Origin of the sequence: Streptomyces sp. NPDC051987, from assembly GCF_040680735.1 — a bacterium.
Classification (GTDB): Bacteria; Actinomycetota; Actinomycetes; order Streptomycetales; family Streptomycetaceae; genus Streptomyces.
Genome location: NZ_JBFAXI010000035.1, coordinates 39,687 through 58,994 on the forward strand (window position 1 = coordinate 39,687; position 19,308 = coordinate 58,994).

15 protein-coding genes are annotated in these 19,308 nt (G+C 74.1%); 8 read left to right on the top strand and 7 right to left on the bottom strand.

All coding sequences use genetic code 11. From position 1 onward, the window contains the following. Positions 1-56 precede the first annotated feature (56 nt). Complete coding sequence (locus AB0M11_RS20360; RefSeq protein ID WP_365707411.1) at positions 57-1,541, top strand: FUSC family protein; 1,485 nt, start codon at positions 57-59, stop codon at positions 1,539-1,541. Between the two features lie 123 nt (positions 1,542-1,664). After that, positions 1,665-2,696 (top strand): lactonase family protein, encoded by a 1,032-nt coding sequence (locus AB0M11_RS20365; RefSeq protein ID WP_365707326.1) that lies wholly within the window; start codon positions 1,665-1,667, stop codon positions 2,694-2,696. 136 nt (positions 2,697-2,832) lie between these two features. Here the strand turns inward: AB0M11_RS20365 and AB0M11_RS20370 are convergent, their stop codons facing one another. From AB0M11_RS20370 to AB0M11_RS20380, 3 genes are all read right to left on the bottom strand, one after another. After that, positions 2,833-3,756 (bottom strand): hypothetical protein, encoded by a 924-nt coding sequence (locus AB0M11_RS20370; RefSeq protein WP_365707328.1) that lies wholly within the window; start codon positions 3,754-3,756, stop codon positions 2,833-2,835. 286 nt (positions 3,757-4,042) lie between these two features. Continuing rightward, a complete protein-coding gene (locus tag AB0M11_RS20375) occupies positions 4,043-4,720 on the bottom strand; it encodes a uracil-DNA glycosylase (protein ID WP_365707330.1) in 678 nt (225 codons plus the stop codon). Positions 4,721-4,846: 126 nt separating this feature from the next. Continuing rightward, positions 4,847-5,932 (bottom strand): sialidase family protein, encoded by a 1,086-nt coding sequence (locus tag AB0M11_RS20380; protein WP_365707332.1) that lies wholly within the window; start codon positions 5,930-5,932, stop codon positions 4,847-4,849. 282 nt (positions 5,933-6,214) lie between these two features. Here AB0M11_RS20380 and AB0M11_RS20385 point away from each other — a divergent pair, with 282 nt between their 5' ends. After that, positions 6,215-6,808 (top strand): hypothetical protein, encoded by a 594-nt coding sequence (locus AB0M11_RS20385; protein ID WP_365707334.1) that lies wholly within the window; start codon positions 6,215-6,217, stop codon positions 6,806-6,808. 46 nt (positions 6,809-6,854) lie between these two features. On the opposite strand, the gene AB0M11_RS20390 is transcribed toward AB0M11_RS20385, so the two are convergent. Together AB0M11_RS20390 and AB0M11_RS20395 are read right to left on the bottom strand one after the other, a co-directional pair. Continuing rightward, positions 6,855-8,834, bottom strand: a complete 1,980-nt coding sequence (locus AB0M11_RS20390; protein ID WP_365707336.1) for a HEAT repeat domain-containing protein — start codon at positions 8,832-8,834, stop codon at positions 6,855-6,857. Between the two features lie 128 nt (positions 8,835-8,962). Next, positions 8,963-10,624 carry an acyl-CoA dehydrogenase family protein gene (locus AB0M11_RS20395; protein WP_365707337.1) on the bottom strand — a complete coding sequence of 554 codons (1,662 nt, stop codon included), beginning with the start codon at positions 10,622-10,624 and terminating at the stop codon, positions 8,963-8,965. Positions 10,625-10,695: 71 nt separating this feature from the next. Here AB0M11_RS20395 and AB0M11_RS20400 point away from each other — a divergent pair, with 71 nt between their 5' ends. Beyond that, positions 10,696-11,454 carry a PaaX family transcriptional regulator C-terminal domain-containing protein gene (locus AB0M11_RS20400; RefSeq protein WP_365707339.1) on the top strand — a complete coding sequence of 253 codons (759 nt, stop codon included), beginning with the start codon at positions 10,696-10,698 and terminating at the stop codon, positions 11,452-11,454. Between the two features lie 187 nt (positions 11,455-11,641). Continuing rightward, the gene (locus AB0M11_RS20405; RefSeq protein ID WP_365707341.1) at positions 11,642-12,316 is read left to right on the top strand and encodes a hypothetical protein; all 675 of its coding nucleotides are present in this window, start codon (positions 11,642-11,644) and stop codon (positions 12,314-12,316) included. 279 nt (positions 12,317-12,595) lie between these two features. On the opposite strand, the gene AB0M11_RS20410 is transcribed toward AB0M11_RS20405, so the two are convergent. Continuing rightward, on the bottom strand, positions 12,596-13,390 hold the full coding sequence (locus tag AB0M11_RS20410; protein WP_365707343.1) for a pectate lyase: 795 nt from the start codon (positions 13,388-13,390) through the stop codon (positions 12,596-12,598). A 389-nt stretch (positions 13,391-13,779) separates the two neighbouring features. Here AB0M11_RS20410 and AB0M11_RS20415 point away from each other — a divergent pair, with 389 nt between their 5' ends. Then, positions 13,780-15,069 carry an SGNH/GDSL hydrolase family protein gene (locus tag AB0M11_RS20415; protein ID WP_365707413.1) on the top strand — a complete coding sequence of 430 codons (1,290 nt, stop codon included), beginning with the start codon at positions 13,780-13,782 and terminating at the stop codon, positions 15,067-15,069. 61 nt (positions 15,070-15,130) lie between these two features. On the opposite strand, the gene AB0M11_RS20420 is transcribed toward AB0M11_RS20415, so the two are convergent. After that, complete coding sequence (locus AB0M11_RS20420; RefSeq protein ID WP_365707345.1) at positions 15,131-16,618, bottom strand: PucR family transcriptional regulator; 1,488 nt, start codon at positions 16,616-16,618, stop codon at positions 15,131-15,133. Between the two features lie 153 nt (positions 16,619-16,771). Between AB0M11_RS20420 and speB the strand changes: the two genes are divergently transcribed. Next, entirely contained in the window at positions 16,772-17,740 is a 969-nt protein-coding gene (speB, locus tag AB0M11_RS20425; protein WP_365707347.1) for an agmatinase, read from the top strand. Continuing rightward, positions 17,737-19,305: a cytosine permease gene (locus AB0M11_RS20430; protein ID WP_365707349.1), complete on the top strand. Its 1,569-nt coding sequence runs from the start codon at positions 17,737-17,739 to the stop codon at positions 19,303-19,305. The genes speB and AB0M11_RS20430 overlap by 4 nt, the downstream gene beginning before the upstream one ends. Positions 19,306-19,308: the final 3 nt, after the last annotated feature.

The following is a 19,308-nucleotide window of genomic DNA, read 5'->3' on the forward strand; positions in this document are numbered from 1 at the left end:
CCGCCGCGGGTGCGGCGCGTACCCATGCGAGGGGGCGGCCGACCGCCGTGAAGAGAATGTTCGTGGCCCCGGACCCGGGGCTCCTGCGACTGCGGAACTCGATCCGCGCCGTCATCGGTGTCGCCCTGGCCGTCACCGTGTCCGAGCTGTGCGGGCTCCCGCTCACCGCCTCCGTCACCGGCGGCCTCGCGGCCCTGCTCGCGCTCTTCACCGTCACCGACGCGACCGTCCGTGACCAGCGGATCACCACCGTCCTGCTGCCCGCCGCCGGATTCCCGGTGCTGGCGCTCGCCACCGCCCTGCACGGCAGCACCCCGGCCCGCGATGCCGCGTTCCTGGCCGTCACCTTCTGCGGGGTCTACGCCCGCCGTTGGGGCCCGCGCGGCCACGCGCTCGGGATCTTCGCGTTCATGAGTTTCTTCAGCACGCAGTTCCTGCACGCCGTCCCCGCCCAACTGCCCGACCTGTACGCCGCCGTGGGCCTGGCCCTCCTCGCGGCCGGCACCGTGCGGTTCGTGCTCTGGCCCATCGAGCGCCGCATCCCGCCCGCCGCGGCCGCGCCGGCCCCGTCGCCCCTGCCCGGCACCGGCCTGGCGCGGCCCACCACCCGGCAGGCCGTCCAGGCGACAGCCGCCTGCACGCTCGCGCTGTTCGTCGGACAGGTGCTCTCCGCGGACCGCTGGTACTGGGCCGTCGGCACCGTGTGGTGGATCTTCGTCAACACGGCCTCCCGCGGCGAGACCCTGGTGCGCGGTTTCCGCCGCCTCCTCGGCACCTTGATCGGTGCGGCCGTCGGCGTGCTGGTCGCCATCCCGCTGAACGGCGCGCCCGCGCCGACGGCCGGACTGGTCGCCGTCTGCGTCTTCGGGATCTTCTACACCGCCGCCGTCTCGTACTCCTGGATGACGCTGGCGGTGACGGTCATGGCCGGACTGCTCTACGGTCTGCTGGGCGTGCTGGACCCCGGTCTGCTCGTGCTCCGGCTCGCGGAGACGGGTGTGGGCGCGGGGTGTGCCGCGCTGGCCGTGGTTCTCGTGCTGCCGGTCACCACGCACGCCACGAACGATGCCTGGATCCAGCGCGCCCTGCGCTGCGTGCACGCCTGCACCGCCGAGGCCGCCGCCCGGCTGGCCGGCTCCGCCACCGCCGACCCGGCACTCCGGGCGGCCGAACTGGAACAGCTCCTCGGCCGGGTGCGGCTCTCGGTCGCCCCCCTCGTGCACCCGCTCAACCCGATGCGGACCCGCAAGCGCCGCGCCCGCCGGGTCCTCGCCCTGCTGGACGACTGTGCCCGGGACATCCGCGGCCTGGTGGCCGTGGCGGCCGACCCCGAGGCCTCGCACGACGCCCGGCTGGCCGCCGCCTGCTGGCGCGTCGAGGCGGCCGTCGAGGCGCTCACCAGGGGTTCGGAACACATCACCGCTCCCGCCGAGCCGCCCGCCGAACCCGCCCTCGCCCACCTGCACGGCCTGGAGCGCGCGCTGTCCGAACTCGCCGAGCCGCTGCGCACCCCCTCGGGCTCGCCCCTGGTCGGCACCTGAGACGCGCCGCCCCGCACGCCCTGGTCTAGACCGCCAGCTGCTACCGTCGGCCCCGAGCGACCCGGAACCGGGCCGCTCCGGCTCGTACCGGCTCGTGGTGGCTCGCAGCGATAGGGGACAGCGGTGACAGACGGCGGCAGGCGGCGGAGGGCGTTCATCGGGTCGTTCACGGCCGCGGGCGGCCCGGGGGTCGTCACGGCGGCGGTCCGTCCGGACAGCGGCGCCCTCGCCCTCCTGGAGAGCGTCGACGGCGTCCCCGACCCGTCCTACCTCGCGCTCGCACCCGGCGGGCGCACCCTGTACACGGTCAGCGAGACCGCCGACGGCGCGGTGGCCGCGTACCACGTCCACGACGACAAACCCCGGCTCGCCGGGCCGCCGGTCCCGGTCGGCGCCAGCGGCCCCACCCACCTCAGCGTCTTCGACGGGCACGTCCTGACCGCCAACTACGGTTCCGGCAGCGTCACCGCCGTCCCCGTCCGCCCCGACGGCACCCTCGCCCCCGCCCCCTCAGGCCAGCTGCGGCACACCGGTTCCGGTCCGCACGAGCGGCGCCAGCGCGGGCCGCACGCCCACCAGGTGCAGCCCGACCCCAGCGGCCGCTGGGCGGTCAGCGTCGACCTGGGCACCGACTCGGTCCGCGTCTGCACCCTGGACGAGGGCGCCCCCGCCCTCCACCGGGAGTTCGCCCTGCGCCCCGGCTCCGGCCCCCGGCACCTGGCCTTCCACCCCGGCGGCCGGTACGCCTACGTCGTCAACGAACTCACCCCGACCGTGACCGTCTGCCGCTGGGACGCCCTCACCGGCACCCTCAAGCCGCTCACGGAGACCCCGGTCCTGCCCGGTGCCCCGGCCGGCGACGCCTACCCGTCCGGCATCGCCGTCTCGCCCGACGGCCGCTTCGTGTGGACGGCCACCCGCGGCGAGGACGTCCTGACCACGTTCGCGGTCGACGGGGACCAGCTGCACCTGACGGCGACGGTCCCGTGCGGTGGCCACTGGCCCCGCGCCCTCACCGAGTCGGGCGGCTTCCTCTACGCCGCCAACGAGCGCTCGGGCAACATCACCTGGTTCACCGTCGACCAGCAGACGGGGCAGCCCCGCTACGACGGCTCGGTGGAGGTCCCTGCAGCCTCCTGCGTCGTCTTCGACTGACACGCCCCGTCAGGGGCGCGGGGAACTGCGCGCTCGACCCCCACCGGTCGGCAGCCGAGAAGGCTCCGTACCCCGCCAGAAAAGGCCGACGGCCCCCCTCCGAGAAAGGGAGCCGTCGGCCGACGCGCGAAACGCATCACCGCACCGGCGCCCCCTGCGGCTGCTGCGGAGCGATCCCCAGCGCCGTCGTGTACTTGGCCAGCGCCAGCTTGCCGATCGCCGGGTACGGCCCCAGCGGCTCGGCGGTGGCGCAGCCGGCCTCCTCCGCGGCCGCGGCCACCAGCGCCGCGTCGATCTCCGGCCCTATCAGGTACGGCGCCAGGGCCAGCTGCTGCGACCCCGAACCCCGCAGCTGCTCCGCGACGGAGGCGATCGAACCCTCATGGTCCAGCGCCGCGGCCATCACCGGCACGGCCAGGCGCGCGGCGAGCAGCATGCCGGTGATCCCGGCGGCCTGCACGGCCTCGTCGCCGCCCACGGACGCGAGGATGATGCCGTCCGCGGCCGTGGCCACGGTGAACAGCCTGGCGCGGTCCGCACGGGCCAGCCCCGCCTCGGAGAGGCGCACGTGCAGTGCCTCGGCGAGCAGCGGGTGCGGGCCGAGGACGTCGGTCAGGTCGGCGGCGACGCGGCTCTCCATGACCGCGTGGCGGAGCTGGCGCAGCAGCGCGCTGTCCGGGCCGGCCAGCAGCGGCACCACGACGGCCACCGGGCCGTCGGGAGCCTTGATCCCCTCGACGCCCGCGGCGACGGCCTGCTCGTAACGGGCGGTGCGCTCCTCGGCGGCACCGGCGAGCACGGACTGGAGGGTGGGGAACTCCGCGTCGTCCCCGTCCAGGTAGCCGATACGGGCGTCCAGTCCGGGCAGCTCGGAGCGGGCGATGCTCACGACCTCCTCGGCGAGGCCACGCGTGGCCGCGGTGGGCGTACCCGGCACCGCGAGGACGAGAGCGGGTGCGTCCTCGGGAGCCACCAGCGGCTCGGGGCGGCGGTGCCGTCCGGGCTGGCGGGGGCGCGGCATTCGTACTGGCAGGCCGGCGGGCCCAGTGGGGGAGCTCATGGCGCCGCATGTTACTGGCTATCTGGGCTCCCTTGTTCGGGGAGGGTGCAGGTGAGCGGTATCCGTCCGGTTTTGTCTGATGAGTTACGCATGATTCAGCGGTGATTCCGTCGCCTGTCGGACACTTCGCGTCCCAACGGGATCAATCCGCTTTTGTGTGTACACGTCTTATGTGTACGACGCAGTGCGGTTTCTCCTCACCCGGCAGGGTGAGCCGCCCGGTGACCAGGTCACTCGCGACGGGTACCGCCGTGCGGCGGGCCGCCCTGCCGGGGCGACCCGCGGTTCACGGCAGACGCCAGTCCACCGGCTGTCCCCCCTGCTGGATCAACAGGTCGTTGGCCCGGCTGAACGGGCGGGACCCGAAGAAACCGCGGTCCGCCGACATGGGCGAGGGGTGCGCGGACTCCACCGCGGGCAACTGCCCCAGCAGCGGACGGAGATTGCGGGCGTCACGGCCCCACAGGATGGACACCAGCGGCTTGCCGCGGCCGGCCAGCGCCCGGATCGCCTGCTCGGTGACCTCCTCCCAGCCCTTGCCGCGGTGCGCGGCCGGGCTGCGCGGGGCCGTGGTGAGCGCCCTGTTGAGCAGCAGGACGCCCTGCCGGGTCCATGGGGTGAGGTCGCCGTTGGACGGCTGGGGCAGGCCCAGGTCGGCGCTGAGCTCCCGGTAGATGTTGATCAGGCTGCCCGGCAGCGGGCGCACCTCGGGCGCGACCGAGAACGACAGCCCCACCGCGTGCCCCGGGGTCGGGTACGGGTCCTGGCCGACGATCAGGACGCGGACGTCGTCGAAGGGCTGCTGGAAGGCCCGGAGCACGTTCGGGCCGGCCGGGAGGTAGGTGCGTCCCGCGGCGATCTCCGCGCGCAGGAAGTCGCCCATCGCGGCGATCCTCCCGGCCACTGGTTCCAGGGCCTTCGCCCAGCCCGGTTCGACGATCTCATGCAAGGGTCGTGGTGCCACGGCGTCACCCTACTGCCGTACACGGGGCGGCGATCACACAGTGGTCACCGCGCTCGCGCCACGACCGGCGACGACCGGATCGCCGCCGCGGATGACAGAATTCCCCTCCTTCCGGGAGCCCCGCCCTCAGGCGACGACCGCGGCCCGCACGCACAGCACGTCCGGCAGGTGGGAGGCCAGCTGGCGCCAGCTGTCGCCGTCGTCGGCCGAGGCGAACACCTCGCCGTTGCGGTTGCCGAAGTACACGCCCGCCGGCTCCGCGTCGTCCGTGCAGAGCGCGTCGCGCAGCACCGTGCCGTAGTGGTCCTCCGCCGGCAGGCCCGCCGACAGCGGATCCCAGGTCCGGCCCGCGTCGGCCGTGCGGAAGACCCGGCAGCGGCGCTGGGCGGGTACCCGGTCGGCGTCCGCGTTGATCGGGAAGACGTACGCCGTCTCCGCGCGGTGCGGATGGGCGGTGGCCGCGAAACCGAACGTGGACGGCAGCCCCGCGCCGATGTCGGTCCAGTGCGCCCCCGCGTCGTCGCTGCGGTACACGCCCCAGTGGTTCTGCAGATACAGCCGGTCCGGACTGCCCGCGTCCTGGGCGATCTTGTGCACGCACTGGCCGAACTCCGGGTGCGGCTCGGGCAGGAACACCGCGGAGACTCCGGAGTTGGACGGTGTCCAGCTCGCGCCGCCGTCGGTGGTGCGGAACACGCCGGCCGTCGAGACGGCGACCGTCACGGCCCTCGGGTCGCGCGGGTCGGTGACGACGGTGTGCAGGCCCTCACCGCCGCCGCCCGGCACCCACTTGTCGCGCGTCGGGTGCTCCCACAGCGGCCGGACCAGATCGAAGCTCTCCCCGCGGTCCTCGGACCGGTACAGCGCCGCCGGTTCGGTGCCCGCGTACACCACGTCCGGCTCGGCGGCGGCCGGATGGAGCTGCCAGACCCGCTCCAGCGAGGCACCGGTGTCCTTGGGGAACCGCACGGCGGGCCGGGCCGGTTCGGTCCAGGTGCGGCCGAGGTCGTCGGAGTGGAAGACCGAAGGCCCCCAGTGCGCGCTGTCGCCGCCTGCCAGCAGCCGGGGCCGCTCGCCCCGGGTGTCGATGGCGACCGAGTAGATCGCCTGTGCGTTGAAGTAGGGGCTCTCGTCGAACTCCCAGGCGCCACCGCGCCGCCTCCCGAGGAACAGACCCTTGCGGGTCCCCACGGCGAGCAGTACCTCGGTCATGCCGACCACCTCCATGACGCCGTTGTCACAGCCCTTTTTCGGACACGGGCCAGTCTGCACCCCGCCACTGACAGTCCCCCTCGGGATCGTGTCGGCGCAGGTCACGGCCGTCGTGTCGGCCGGTCGAACAGGGTGCGGACCAGGCGGCGGAGCGGGTTCCGGAAGACGGCTGCGCGGGCGGGGCCGGTCGTGCGACCGTCGACACGGAGTTCGCCGTGAGCAACGGGGCGGCCGCTCCCGTATGGGAGGGCGGTCCGGGCTGTCCGTGCGCGCGTGAGGAGGATGCCTTTGAAGGCGTTCCGTGGTCCGAAGGTCTGGCTGTGGCGCTGGCGACGCAACCCGCTGAAGCGTCGGGCCGACACGATGGAGGCGTGGGTACTGCTCGGCGCCTGGCTGTTCACCCTGCTGGCCGGGGTGTTCGCCGGGCTGGCGGCGGCCCGGTCGGTCGAGGGCGGCCTGGCCCGCGAGCGTGTCGAGTGGCACCCGGTCGTGGCCCGGGTCATGGACGAGGCTCCCGGGTCGGCGGGGCCGAATTCCGACTCCGCCGACGGTGAACGGGTCTGGACGAGAGTGCGCTGGACCGTCGCCGACGGCTCCGCGTACACCGCCCAGGCGCGGGTCGCGCCCGGCAGCAAGGTCGGCACCCCCGTCACCGTCTGGACCGACCCTCGCGGGAACCTCGTCACCCGGCCCGCCACGGCCGCCGAGGCCCACCTCCGGGCCGCGCTGGTCGGCGGCCTGGTCGGGCTGAGCGCGGCCGCCGTGCCGTTCGTCGCCGGACTCGTCGCGCGCGGGCGGCTGGAGCGGCGGCGGATGGACCGCTGGGACGCGGAATGGGCACGGCTGGGCCCCCAGTGGGGCCGGACGACCGGCTGAACACCCGCGCCACCGCTTCCCGCGACCGAGTCGTCGGCGTCCGGTGTCAGCGACTCGCCAGCGCCCGGCGGCAGTCGGAGAGCAGCCGCTCGTCCTGGGCGATGTCGTGGCTGCCGAACCCGCCAGGGCGTGCCGTGTGCCGCCGGGGGCCGGCGAGTTCTGCCGTCACCAGGTCGTGCAGCGGGGCGCCCGCCGGGCCCATCGCGGCCAGACACCCGGCGATCGCGCCCCGTGCGTAGGGGTTCTCCGACCAGGCCGTCCGGAACACCGGCAGCACGGGCTCCGGATCCCCGCCGATCCGCCACAACGCCTCGGCCGCCGCCGTCCGTTCCCCCACGCTGCCCGCCCCGGCCAGCCGCCGCAGCGCGGGCAGTGCGTCGCGGGCGGCCGGGCCCAGCCGCCCCAGCTGCTCGGCCGCCGTCCGCGCGCTGCGGCTGCGACCGTGCGTCAGCTCGCGCAGCAGCACGGGCAGCACGGCGTCCGGGTCTCCCTCCGCCGACCACAGCGCCCCCGCCGCGACCGCGGCGTGCCGGGTGTCCAGGAGGCCGCGCAGGACCGGCGACGCCGCCCGCGCCGCCGTCCCCAGGGCGTCCAGGCACCGCACCGCCTGGCCGGCGAGGGCCTCCCGGGCCCCCAGCCCGTCCGGCGCGCCGCGCAGCAGCCGGAGCACCTCCGGCACCGCCGCCGGGTCCCGGAGCGCGGTCAGCGCGGCCAGCAGCGGAGCGGCCGACTCGGCGGCCTGCGGCGAGTCCGGGTCGACCTGGCCGAGCCGGCGCCGCAGCGCGGGCGCGAGCGGAGCCGCCGCCGGGCCCAGATGCACGATCTCGAAGCCCAGCGCCCCGGGCACCACAGGTCTCGCCAGCAACCGCGACAGGGCCGGCACCGCACGCGGATCGCCGCTTCTGGCCAGGGCCTTCAGCGGACCGCCCAGCGAGGGTCTGCTGCGCTCCCAGGTGCGGACCCACAGGTCGGGCCGACCGGTCACCAGCGCGTGCAACGCGTCGGCGGCAGGCGCGGCCAGCCCGAACAGCTCCGCCAGCACCGAGACGGCCGCGTCTCGCAACTGGTCCTGTTCGCTGCCCAGTTGGGCACCGATCAGCTCGACGGGTGCCGTGAAGTCCGCCCGCCAGCCACGGAACAGCCCGGCCGACATCCGCACCGCGTTGCACCGGTCCATCGGGTCCGGGCTGCGCAACTGACCGACGAGCAGGGCGATCCGGTCCGCCACCCGGTCGTCGAGCGCCCGGTGCAGGGTGCGCAGCAGGGACGACCCCTCCTCGTCCGACGGCCGCAGCCGCCGTATCCGGCCGACCAGGGTGTCCGTGCCCGCCCCGTCCGGGCCGGCCGCCCGCCGTGCGGACCGCTCCCTGAGCAGCCGGACCGCGGTCGGCACCAGGTCCTCGGGCAGTCGCTCCGGCGCGCCGAGCGCCAACTGTCCGAGGGCCGCCAGCCGTGCGGCCGGGGGGTACGGCGGCCCGCTCTGCGCGGTCAGCAGGTCCACCGCCCCGGCCGCCTCGGCGGGACGGCAGCGGACGAACAGCCCCAGGGCCTCGGTCAGGGCGGGCAGCACCCGCTCGTCGCGCTCGACGGCGAGCCGCCGCCGTAACAGCGCCAGCACCCGCGCCGGTTCGTCGAGGAACCGGACCAGCGCCACGGCCGCCGCCCGGCGTACCCCGGGGCACGGGTCGTCGGCCAGCGGCACGAACGCCGCGGCGCCGGCGCGGACGGCGGCCTGAGCCCGGGGGCCCGCGCTCTCCGCGCCGATGCTGACCAGCAGTTCGACTATGGCGCCCCGGTCCCGCACCTCCGAGCGGGAGGCGAGCGCGAAGAGGAACGGGACGCAGGCGAGCGTCGAGTCGTACACGTGCCCCCGGTGGTGCACCGAGCCGTACAACCCGTCGAGCGCGGCCTCCCGTTCGGCCGCGTCCGCCGAGGCCAGTCCGCGCAGCAGAGCGGGCACGTCCGCCGCGCTGCCGTACGCGTGTCGCAGCGAGGCCCAGTCGACCTCGTCGATCCCCGTGAACACGTTGTCCTCCCCGGGCGAGTACCACCTGTTCCGGAGTCTGCACCACGGCACTGACAACAATGCGGAATCGGACGACGACGGTGTGCGATCCGCCGGCGGTCACCGGTCACGGGCGGCGGGCACGGGGATCAGTTCCGGCCGGGCAGCGCCCGCTCCAGGATCGCGTCGAACCCGGTGCCGGCGGGCAGCGTGCCGAACGCGTGCCCCCAGTCGCCGCCGAGCCGGGTCGCGCAGAAGGCGTCAGCGACGGCAGCCGGGGCGTACCGGACCAGCAGCGAGGCCTGGAGGGCCAGCGCCGTCCGCTCGACCACCCGGCGCGCCCCCACCTGATCGGTCTCGGCCAGTTCGCTCTTCAGCCGCGTCACGGCCGAGTCCAGCCGGGTGTCCGCCCCGCGCGCGTGCGCGAGTTCGCCGAACAGGGCGTCGGCTGCGCCGGGTTCGCGGGACAGCGCCCGCAGCACGTCGAGCGCGTTGACGTTCCCGGAGCCCTCCCAGATCGACAGCAGCGGGGCCTCGCGGTAGTGCCGGGGCATGCCCGAGTCCTCCACGTAACCGTTGCCGCCCAGGCACTCCAGCGCCTCCGCGGTGAAGGCCGGTCCGCGCTTGGTGACCCAGTACTTGCCGACGGCGGTCGCGATCCGCCGGAAGGCCCGCTCCTGCGCGTCCCCGCGCACCGCGCGGTCCGCCGCCCCCGCCAGCCGCAGCGTCAGGGTGGTCGCGGCCTCCGACTCCAGGGCCAGGTCGGCCAGGACGTTGCGCATCAGCGGCTGGTCGACCAGCCGGGCACCGAACGCGCTGCGGTGGCGCACATGATGACCGGCTTCGACGAGCGTCTTGCGCATCAGGGTCGCCGAGTTCATCACGCAGTCCAGCCGGGTGCAGTTGACCATCTCGATGATGGTCTTCACCCCTCGCCCCTCGGGACCGACCAGCCAGGCCACGGTCCCGTCGAACTCGGGCTCCGAGGACGCGTTGGAGCGGTTGCCGAGCTTGTCCTTCAGCCGCTGGATGCGGAACGGGTTGCGGCTGCCGTCCGGCAGCACGCGCGGGACCAGGAAGCACGACAGGCCGCCCGGGGCCTGGGCCAGCACGAGGAAGACGTCGCACATCGGCGCCGAGGTGAACCACTTGTGCCCGCGCAGGGTGTACACGCCCGGCTCGGCGGTGGGCGTGGCGGCGGTCGTGTTCGTCCGTACGTCCGAACCGCCCTGCTTCTCGGTCATGCCCATCCCGGCGAGCAGCCCCGGTTTGCCGGTCGGCACCCGCAGCCCCGGCTCGTACTCCCGGCTGGTCAGCAGCGGTTCGTACAGCTTGGCGAGGTCGGGCTGGGCGCGCAGCGCCGGTACGGCGGCGTACGTCATCGAGGTGGGACAGCCATGGCCGGATTCGGTGTGCCCCCAGACCAGCCCGCCCGCGGTCCGCGCGACATGGGCGCCCACCCGGTCGTCGGCCCAGGCGGCCCCCGCCAGCCCCTCCGCCACCGCCACCCGCATCAGGTGGTGCCAGCTGGGGTGGAAGTCGACCTCGTCGATCCGGTTGCCGTACCGGTCGTGGCTGCGCAGCTCCGGCTCGTGCCGGTTGGCCAGCTCGCCCCACTCCTGCGCCTGCGCGCTCCCGGCCCGCACACCGAGCCGCCGGATCCCCTCCTCGGCCCACTCGGCCCCCTCCCGGCGCAGCCCCTCGATCAGCACCGCATCGTCGGAGGCGTCGTACGGGGCGAGCGGCGGCGCCTGGTTGGTGACGTCGTGGGTGGCGTACTGCGGCTGCGGAAGCGCGACGGTCGAGTCCATGAGCTCATGTTGCGTCACTCCTGCGATCGCAGCAATAGTGCAACACCCTCGCGCCCGTACAGTACGTGACCATGGCAATGAACGACGTGTCCGCCGAGCCCGCCGACGTCCGCCTGCGGCCGCTGTCCGCGCGGTCGGTCGTGCTGAGCCTGCTGCTGGGCGCGCACCCGCCGGAGCTTCCGGTGAAGGACCTCATCCGGTTCGTCGAGCCCTTCGGTGTCGGCGGCTCCACGCTCCGGGCCGCGCTCAGCCGCATGACGGCGGCCGGCGACCTGCGCCGCACCGACGACGCCGTCTACGGCCTCAGCGACCGGCTGCTGGCCCGCCAGCGCCGCCAGGACGAGGCGGTACGGCCCCGCACGCGCGCGTGGCGCGGCGACTGGGAGATGCTGGTCGTCACTGCCACCGGCCGCGGTCCCGCCGCACGGGCCGACCTGCGCACGCGCCTGACCTCGCTCCGTCTGGCGGAACTCCGGGAGGGTGTCTGGCTGCGCCCGGCGAACCTGGCGAGGGACCTGCCCGCCGACCTGGCGGACACCACCCAGTCCTATACGGCCCGCCCCGACCGGCCGGCCCGCGAACTGGCCGCCGATCTCTGGCCGTTGACCACCTGGGCCGGCACCGCCCGCGCCCTGCTCACCCGAGCCTCCGCGTCCCGCCTCCCGGCCGACCGCTTCACGGTCTTCGCGGCAGCGGTACGTCACCTGTTGACCGACCCGGTCCTGCCGCCGGAACTCCTGCCCCCCGACTGGCCCGGCGACGAACTCCGCGCCGCGTACGCGACCTACCGGGCGGAACTGGGCGAGCCACCGCGGGACACGTCCGACTGACGGTTCTCCGGCCACGGCGGGCGACGGACGGGCCCCGTGCCGGCACGGCAGCGTTGCCGCCGCTCGTACGGGACGTCCGTCAGCCAGTGAGTGCGCGCTGCCGCCGGGGGCAGCCCACCCGGGCAGCCCCGGCCGCGGGCACAAACCCGTTCGCGCCCCGCCGCCCGGCACGCATAGGGTCCCGGTCATGTCACCGCGATGGTTCGAACTCGAGGAGCCGGACGACCACCTCGACCTGGACATCACCGGGCCCGAGCGCGCCTTCGTGGAGGCGCTGCGCTCACACACCGCGCAGTGGCCCTCCGAGGGCGGCGGCGGTGAGATCAGCCGACCGGATGCCGAGGACGCGCTGCTGGCGTACATCACCCTGAGCGACCCCGAGAGCCGGCTGAGCCTGATCGACGTCGGCGTCCACCTCTCCGGCGACCGGATACGCGGCGACCGCCTGCACAACCAGTTGTTCACCCTGCCGGACCGCCCGTCTGCCTGGGCGCTGAACGCCGAGGGCAGCCCGCAGGAACTCGCCCGGCGGACCGCCGAGTGGATGCGCACGGCCCTGCTCCGGCCGGTCGTGCTCTACGTCTGGCTCCATGACGGCTACGCCTACGCCGCCCGCTACGCCTTCGCCGACCGGGACGAGACCCTCAACCAGCTCTACAACCGCCGGTACGCGCCCGACGGGCAGGCGGAAGCGCTCACGGCGGCGGGCCATGTCCACGGCCGGGGCTGGATCCAGACCACCGGCCTGCCGACGCCCGACCTCTACCTTCACATCCGCGGCGACCTCGACCAGGCCGCACTGCCGTCCGGCACCCGGGCCACCACCCACCGCGGCACCATCGCCGGCGTCTGGTACGAGTAGACCGCCCCGACTGCCCGAGCAGGGCGGCGAGTCAGCCTTCGGAGCCCCTGGCCCTGGGCACCGAGCAGGCCGTGACGGTCACCGCCACGGCCGTCATGACGTGGGCGGAGTCCTCGACGCCGGCGCGGCGCACAGCCGCCCGGCCCACCCCAGGTCCGGCACCGCGTCACTGCGCGGAACGCCGGTCTTCCCCCGAAGCCGCGAACTCCCCTCCGATGTCCTGACGGTCGGGGGGCCGGGTGGTCCGCCCCCCGGCGGGAGGCGGACCGGTGCCCCGGATCACTTGTACGTGATGTCCGAACTCGTGTACTTGCAGTACGTCCCGTCCGGCCCGCTCCCGTTCGTCGGCGGTTCGGCGCCCGTGTTGTTGCCGATGTACTTCTGGCAGGGCACGATCTTCCTGCCGCTGTCGCCGACGATCGTGATGTGCTTCAGGGTCGCGCTGTCACCGTAGTTGGTGTTGATGCCGACCAGCGCGGTGCCCCTGTACGTCGCCTCGACGGTGTCGAGGTTGATCGTGCGCTTGTACTGCTTGGAGCAGTTGCCGCACGAGCGGACCAGCTTGCCGAAGTTCTGCACCGCGAACTTGGACACGTTCAGCGTTCCGGCGCCGTTGAACTGGAACACCTTGTCGCTGGCCTCCTTCGCGCCGCCGCCCGACACGGTGTACACGTTGGACGACGAGGAGCCGCGGAAGGTCGCCGCGTCCTCGCCGACGTCCTCCCACCACACGTTCTGCAGCGTGCAGCTGCCCTCGCAGTGGATGCCGTCCGCGGCGGGCGCGCCGATGATGACGTTCTTCAGGACGGTGCCGGCCGCCAGATCGAGGATCGGGTCCTGGTTCTCGCTCTGTCCGCCGGTGCCCAGGTCGCCGCTGCCGTACAGGCGCAGCATCCCGTAGTCCTTCGTGCCGGACAGCTTGATGGTCGCGGTGACGGCCTGACTGCCGTTCGCGGTCGGCCAGGTGGCCGCGTCCGCCGACGTCCCGGTAGTCATGACCATGCCAATAGAGAGCCCCAGGGCGGCCAGTCCGCCCAGTGGTGCGCGTGCACTGCTCCGCGCTCGTGAAGTCATGTCCCGTATGCCTTCTTTCGAGTGGAGTGGGGGTTCTGCCTGCGATCCACGGAGTTGATCAGGTAGATGATCGCAATTCAGTCCGCGGAACACTTAGTTCCGGCACCTGCGGAAACGGCGACCACTTGGGCTCGCCGGTCAGGGTGCTGAACGGAACGTAGGATGCAAGCGCTTTCTAGTCAACGCCTCGCGCAGCATGAGTTCCGAGCCCGCCGCGTCGGTCGAAGTGGTGTGGGAGCGCTTCCATAGAGGGGCATGCTCATGCCACCATGCAGAAGCTCCCGTCGGCGGCCAGTCGACGACGGCTCCGCCACCCCCCGTCCGGAAGGGTCCCCGTGAAGCCGCAGCCCAGCAGGACACCGCAGCCCGGCCGCACGCCCCTCGCCGCGCTGCTCAGCACCTGTGTCCTCGCCCTCGCCCTGCTGGTGACCGTCACCGCCGTCACCGCCCTGGCCCGCGGGCCCCTGCGAGTGGCCACGCACCCCGTCCGGGCCGACCACTGGGTGAACACCTGGACCGGGATGCCCCAGCTCACCGAGGCCGCCAACCTGCCGCCCGCGCCGTTCACCGGGGAGAAGTCGGTCCTGGTCGACACCACCCTGCGGCAGACCGTCCGCGTGACCGTCGGCGCCCACCGGCTCCGGCTGCGCTTCTCCAACGCCTACGGGGACACCGCGCTGCCGCTGACCGCGGTGACCGTGGCGCTGCCGGCCGGTGGACGGGCCGGGGTGTCGGGGATCGTCCCCGGCAGCCTGCAGCGGGTGACGTTCGCCGGGCGCGCCGCGACCGTCGTGCCCGTCGGAGCCCAGGTCGTCTCCGATCCCGTGGACTTCGAGCTGGCCCCGGGGTCCGAGCTCACCGTCACGGCGTACACCGCGCAGGGCCAGCCCGACCTCGCGCTCACCTCCCACCCGGGGTCGCGCACCACGTCGTACCTCGTCGCCGGCGACCACACCCAGGACCTCGACCTGACCGGGGCGACCGCCGTCGACCACTGGTACCTGCTGAGCGACGTCGAGGTCCTGGCGCCCGCCGCGACGCGGGCCGTGGCCGTCCTCGGCGACTCCCTCACCGACGGCCGGGGATCCACCACCAACGGCAACGACCGGTGGCCGGACCAGTTCTTCGACCGTCTGCGGTCCGGGTCCGGCACCCCGGACCTCGCCGTGCTCAACCAGGCGGCCGGCGGCAACCGGGTCCTCAACGACGGCCTCGGACCCAACGTCCTGGCCCGGCTCGACCGGGACGTCCTCGCCCGCAGCGGGGTCTCCTGGCTGATCGTCTTCGAGGGCGTCAACGACATCGGCACCGCCGCCGCCACCCCGCAGGCCCAGCAGCAGGTCGCCGACGACCTGGTGGCCGCCTACCGGCAGATCGTCGTGCGCGCCCACGCCCAGGGCATCCGCGTCTACGGCGCCACCCTGCTTCCCTTCGGCGGCAACGCCTACGACGACGGCGCGGGTGTGCGCGAGGCGGGCCGGCAGCGCGTCAACACGTGGATCCGGGGGCGGGGACACTTCGACGCCGTGATCGACTTCGACCGGGCGGTACGGGACCCCGCCGACCCGACCCGGCTGCGGGCCGGCCTTCAGGTGGGGGACTGGCTGCACCTGAACCCGACGGGATACGGGGCGCTGGCGGCGGCGGTGCCCGCGGGGCTGTTCCGCACGCCCCGGTGACCCCGGACCCGGTCCTGGCGCCGGGGCGGGTGCCGCCGGGCGCGGCCGGGAGCAGGCGGGGCTACGGACCCCCGACCGCCACGCCGAGTTCGGTCGCCGCGCGCACGGCGAACCAGACCTCGGTGAAGGCGGCGGTCGTCGACAGATCCCGGCCGGTCACCTCGCCGAACCGGCGCAGCCGGTAGCCGAGGGTGTTCGGGTGGATGTGCAGGGCGGCGGCGGCGTCCTCGGTGCGGCGGTCGCGCTCCATCCAGGTGCGGACCGAGACCAGCAGCTGTGACCCGTGCGCCGCGTCGTAGCGCAGGGCCTCGCCGAGCACCTGCTCGACCAGCGCCGCCAGCAGCCGGCGGTCCTCGGGCAGCCAGCGTCCGGTGGCGTCCTCGCCGTAGTGGATGAGCGGCTTGCCCGCCTCCCCGGCGCGTCCGGCCGCCCATTCCGCCTCCCGCCGGGCGACCCGCAGCGGCTCGCCGACGGTGAAGGGGCGGCTCACCCCGCACACCGCGCCGGGCAGGTCGGCCAGGGCCTCGGTGAAGCCGGGTTCGGCCAGGACCAGCCGGTCGTCACCGCGGCGCAGGGCCAGGTGCGGATGGTCGGACAGGGCGCCGTCCAGCTGCTCGTCCTGGGTGTGCCGGAGCACCGCGAGGACGACGGGCCGCCGGGTGTCCAGGCCGTGGTGGGCCAGCCGGCGCTGGGCGCCGGCCGCGTCGAGGGTCTCCTGGAGCATCTCGGCGAGGGTCTCCGCGCCCTCCCGCCGCAGCACCTCGCGCTCCTGGCGGACCATCGCGAGCCGCAGGGCGGCGACGGTCGCCAGGTGCTGCACGACGGCCAGCCCGGCCGGACGGGCGCCCGCCCGTTCCAGCGCCACCAGGTAGCCTGCCGCGCCACCCGGACCGAGGACCGGCAGCACGAAGCCGCCCGGCACGGTCGGCGGGGCGTCCGGGTTCGCCGGCAGCACCGAGAGGTCCTCGGGAGCGGCGACGCCGGGCAGCAGCGGGCGCCCCTGGGGAGCGCACAGGAAGAGGCGGTAGCCGCTGAGCTGCTCCAGGCGGGCGAAGAGCGCGGGGATGTCGAGGTTCTCCTCGGCCATCCAGCGCAGCGCGCCGAAGACCTGGAGCTGGGCGCCGAGCCGTTCGGCGGAGTTCTCGCTGACCGCGGCGGCGACCTCCTGCGCGATGGTGACGAAGGGGACGGCGAGCGGCACCTCCAGCACCGGGAAGCCGCGCTCCTCGGCCGCGGCGAGGAAGGCCGGCCGCAGCGGCGGGGTCCGCAACCGGGTGCTGAGCACCAGCGCCGCCACGCCCGCGTCGTCGAGCCGCTCCAGGTAGCGTCGCTGCGCCTCGCCGCCGCGGGGCACGGCGAGACCCACGGTCATCAGGACCTCCGAGCCCTGCAGCCAGGGCGTGGGGTCCTCCAGCTCGCTGACGTGCGCCCAGGAGACCGTGCGGCCCAGGCCGCCGCCGCCCGCGAGCAGGCGGATCTGCAGCGCCGGGAACGACAGCAGGTCACCGACGGTGAGGACGGAACGAGACGCGGCTTTGTGGTCGGACACAGGGCAACTGTAGTTCTTTGTGCTGTCGACAATTGACCCTGGTCGGCGGCCGTCCGCAGACTGAGGCATCCCCCGGCCGGCGGAATCACTCGCTCCGCCCAGGGGTCCGCCCACCCGGCGGTGCACGCCCCCCTCACGACAGGAAGGTGCCCGATGACGACCCAGCCCCGTGGACCCGTGGACTCCTCCCGCGTTCCCCGCTACGCGGGACCGGCGACCTTCGCCCGCCTGCCGCGGCTGGACGAGGTGCCGCGCGCGGACATCGCCGTCGTCGGAGTTCCCTTCGACACCGGTGTCTCCTACCGGCCCGGCGCCCGGTTCGCCCCGGCCGCGGTGCGCGAGGCCTCCCGGCTGCTGCGCCCCTACCACCCGGGGCTCGACGTGTCGCCGTTCGCGACCGCGCAGGTCGCCGACGCCGGTGACATCCCGGTGAACCCGTTCGACATCGACGAGGCGATCGCGACCGTCCAGCAGGAGGCCTCCCGCCTGCAGTCCGACGGCACGAAGCTGGTGACCATCGGCGGCGACCACACCATCGCGCTGCCGCTGCTGCGCGCGGTCGCCGAGCGGCACGGACCGGTCGCCGTCCTCCACTTCGACGCCCACCTCGACACCTGGGACACCTACTTCGGTGCCGAGTACACCCACGGCACCCCGTTCCGCCGCGCCGTCGAGGAGGGCATCGTCGACACCGAGGCGCTCAGCCACGTCGGCACCCGCGGCCCGCTGTACGGCAAGCGGGACCTGGAGGAGGACCGCCGGCTCGGGTTCGGCATCGTCACCTCCTCCGACGTGCTGCGCCGCGGCGTCGACGAGACGGTGGACGCGCTGCGGCAGCGCATCGGCGACCGGCCGCTGTACGTGTCCGTCGACATCGACGTCCTCGACCCCGCGCACGCCCCCGGCACCGGCACCCCGGAAGCGGGCGGCATGACCTCGCGCGAGCTGCTGGAGATCCTGCGCGGCCTCGCCGGACTCCACCTCGTCGGCGGCGACGTCGTCGAGGTCGCCCCCGCCTACGACCACGCCGACATCACCTCCGTCGCAGCGTCCCACGTCGCCTACGACCTGATCAGCCTGTTCACCCTGGACTCCGCCGGCCCTCGCGAGGAGCAGACATGACCCCCAGCCACCAGACGGAGCAGCACGACGCCCCGGCGCTGACCGAGATCGAGACGTACGGGGTGGAGCGCATCCCGGACGCCGACCGCACCGCGCGGCCGCTCGACCTGTTCCGGGTCGCCTTCGGCGGCGCGAACACCTTCGCCACCTGCGTCCTCGGCGCCTTCCCGATCCTGTTCGGGCTCTCCTTCTGGCAGGGCCTCGCGGCCACCGGCCTCGGACTCGCCGTCGGCGCGCTGATCCTCGCGCCGCTGGCCGTCTTCGGCCCGCTGAACGGCACCAACAACTCGGTGTCCTCCTCCGCCCACCTGGGCGTGCACGGCCGGGTCGTCGGCTCCTTCCTCTCCCTGCTCACGGCGGTCGCGTTCTTCTCCATCTCCGTGTGGTCCTCCGGCGACGCCCTCGTGGGGGGCGCGCACCGGATGTTCCACCTCCCGACCGACGACGGCGTCTACGCGCTGGCGTACGGGCTGTTCGCCGCGCTGGTGCTGACGGTGTGCATCTACGGCTTCCGGTTCATGCTCTTCGTGAACAAGATCGCGGTCGCCGCCGCATCGCTGCTGTTCGTGCTGGGCCTCTTCGCCTTCGGGGGCGACTTCGACCCCGGCTACCAGGGCAGCTTCCACTCGCTGAGCACCCCCGGCTTCTGGCCGGCGTTCATCGGCTCCGCGCTGATCGTGCTCTCCAACCCGGTCTCCTTCGGCGCCTTCCTCGGCGACTGGGCCCGCTACATCCCCGCCGACACCCCGCGCCGCCGGGTGATGGGCGCGGCCTTCCTCTCCCAGACGGCGACGATCCTGCCGTTCTTCTTCGGCCTGGCGACCGCCTCGATCATCGCCGCGAAGGCGGGGAACTTCCTCGACCCGAGCGCCCCGGACTACGTCGGCGGACTGCTCGCCGTCTCGCCCTCCTGGTACTTCCTGCCGGTCTGCCTGCTCGCGCTGATCGGCGGCATGTCCACCGGCACCACCTCGCTCTACGGCACCGGCCTCGACTTCGCCAGCGTCTTCCCGAGGTTCAGCCGGGTGCAGGCGACCGTGTTCATCGGGGTCCTGTCGATCAGCTTCATCTTCGTCGGCCGCTTCGCCGCCAACCTGACCCAGTCGATCTCCACCTTCGCGACGCTGATCATCGTCTGCACCGCGCCGTGGATGGTCATCATGACCCTGGGCTTCCTCACCCGCCGCGGCTGGTACGACCCCGACTCGCTGCAGGTCTTCAACCGCCGTCAGCGCGGCGGGCGTTACTGGTTCACGCACGGCTGGAACTGGCGCGGCATGAGCGCCTGGCTGGTCTCCGCCCTGCTCGCGGTCCAGTTCGTCAACCTCCCCGGCCAGTTCGTCGGCGCCCTCGGCGACCTCGCGGGCGGCGTGGACATCTCGCTGCTGGTCGGCCTGGGCCTGGCCGCGGTCCTCTACCTGGCCCTGCTGTGGCTCTTCCCCGAACCCCGCGCGGTGTTCGGCCCCGAGGGCCCGCGGCTGGTGCCCGCCGTCGACACCCCGGTGCCGCCGATCACCGCCGCCGACGGCGCCCCCGTCGTCGCCCCGGAGCCGGCGGAGGTGTGAGCG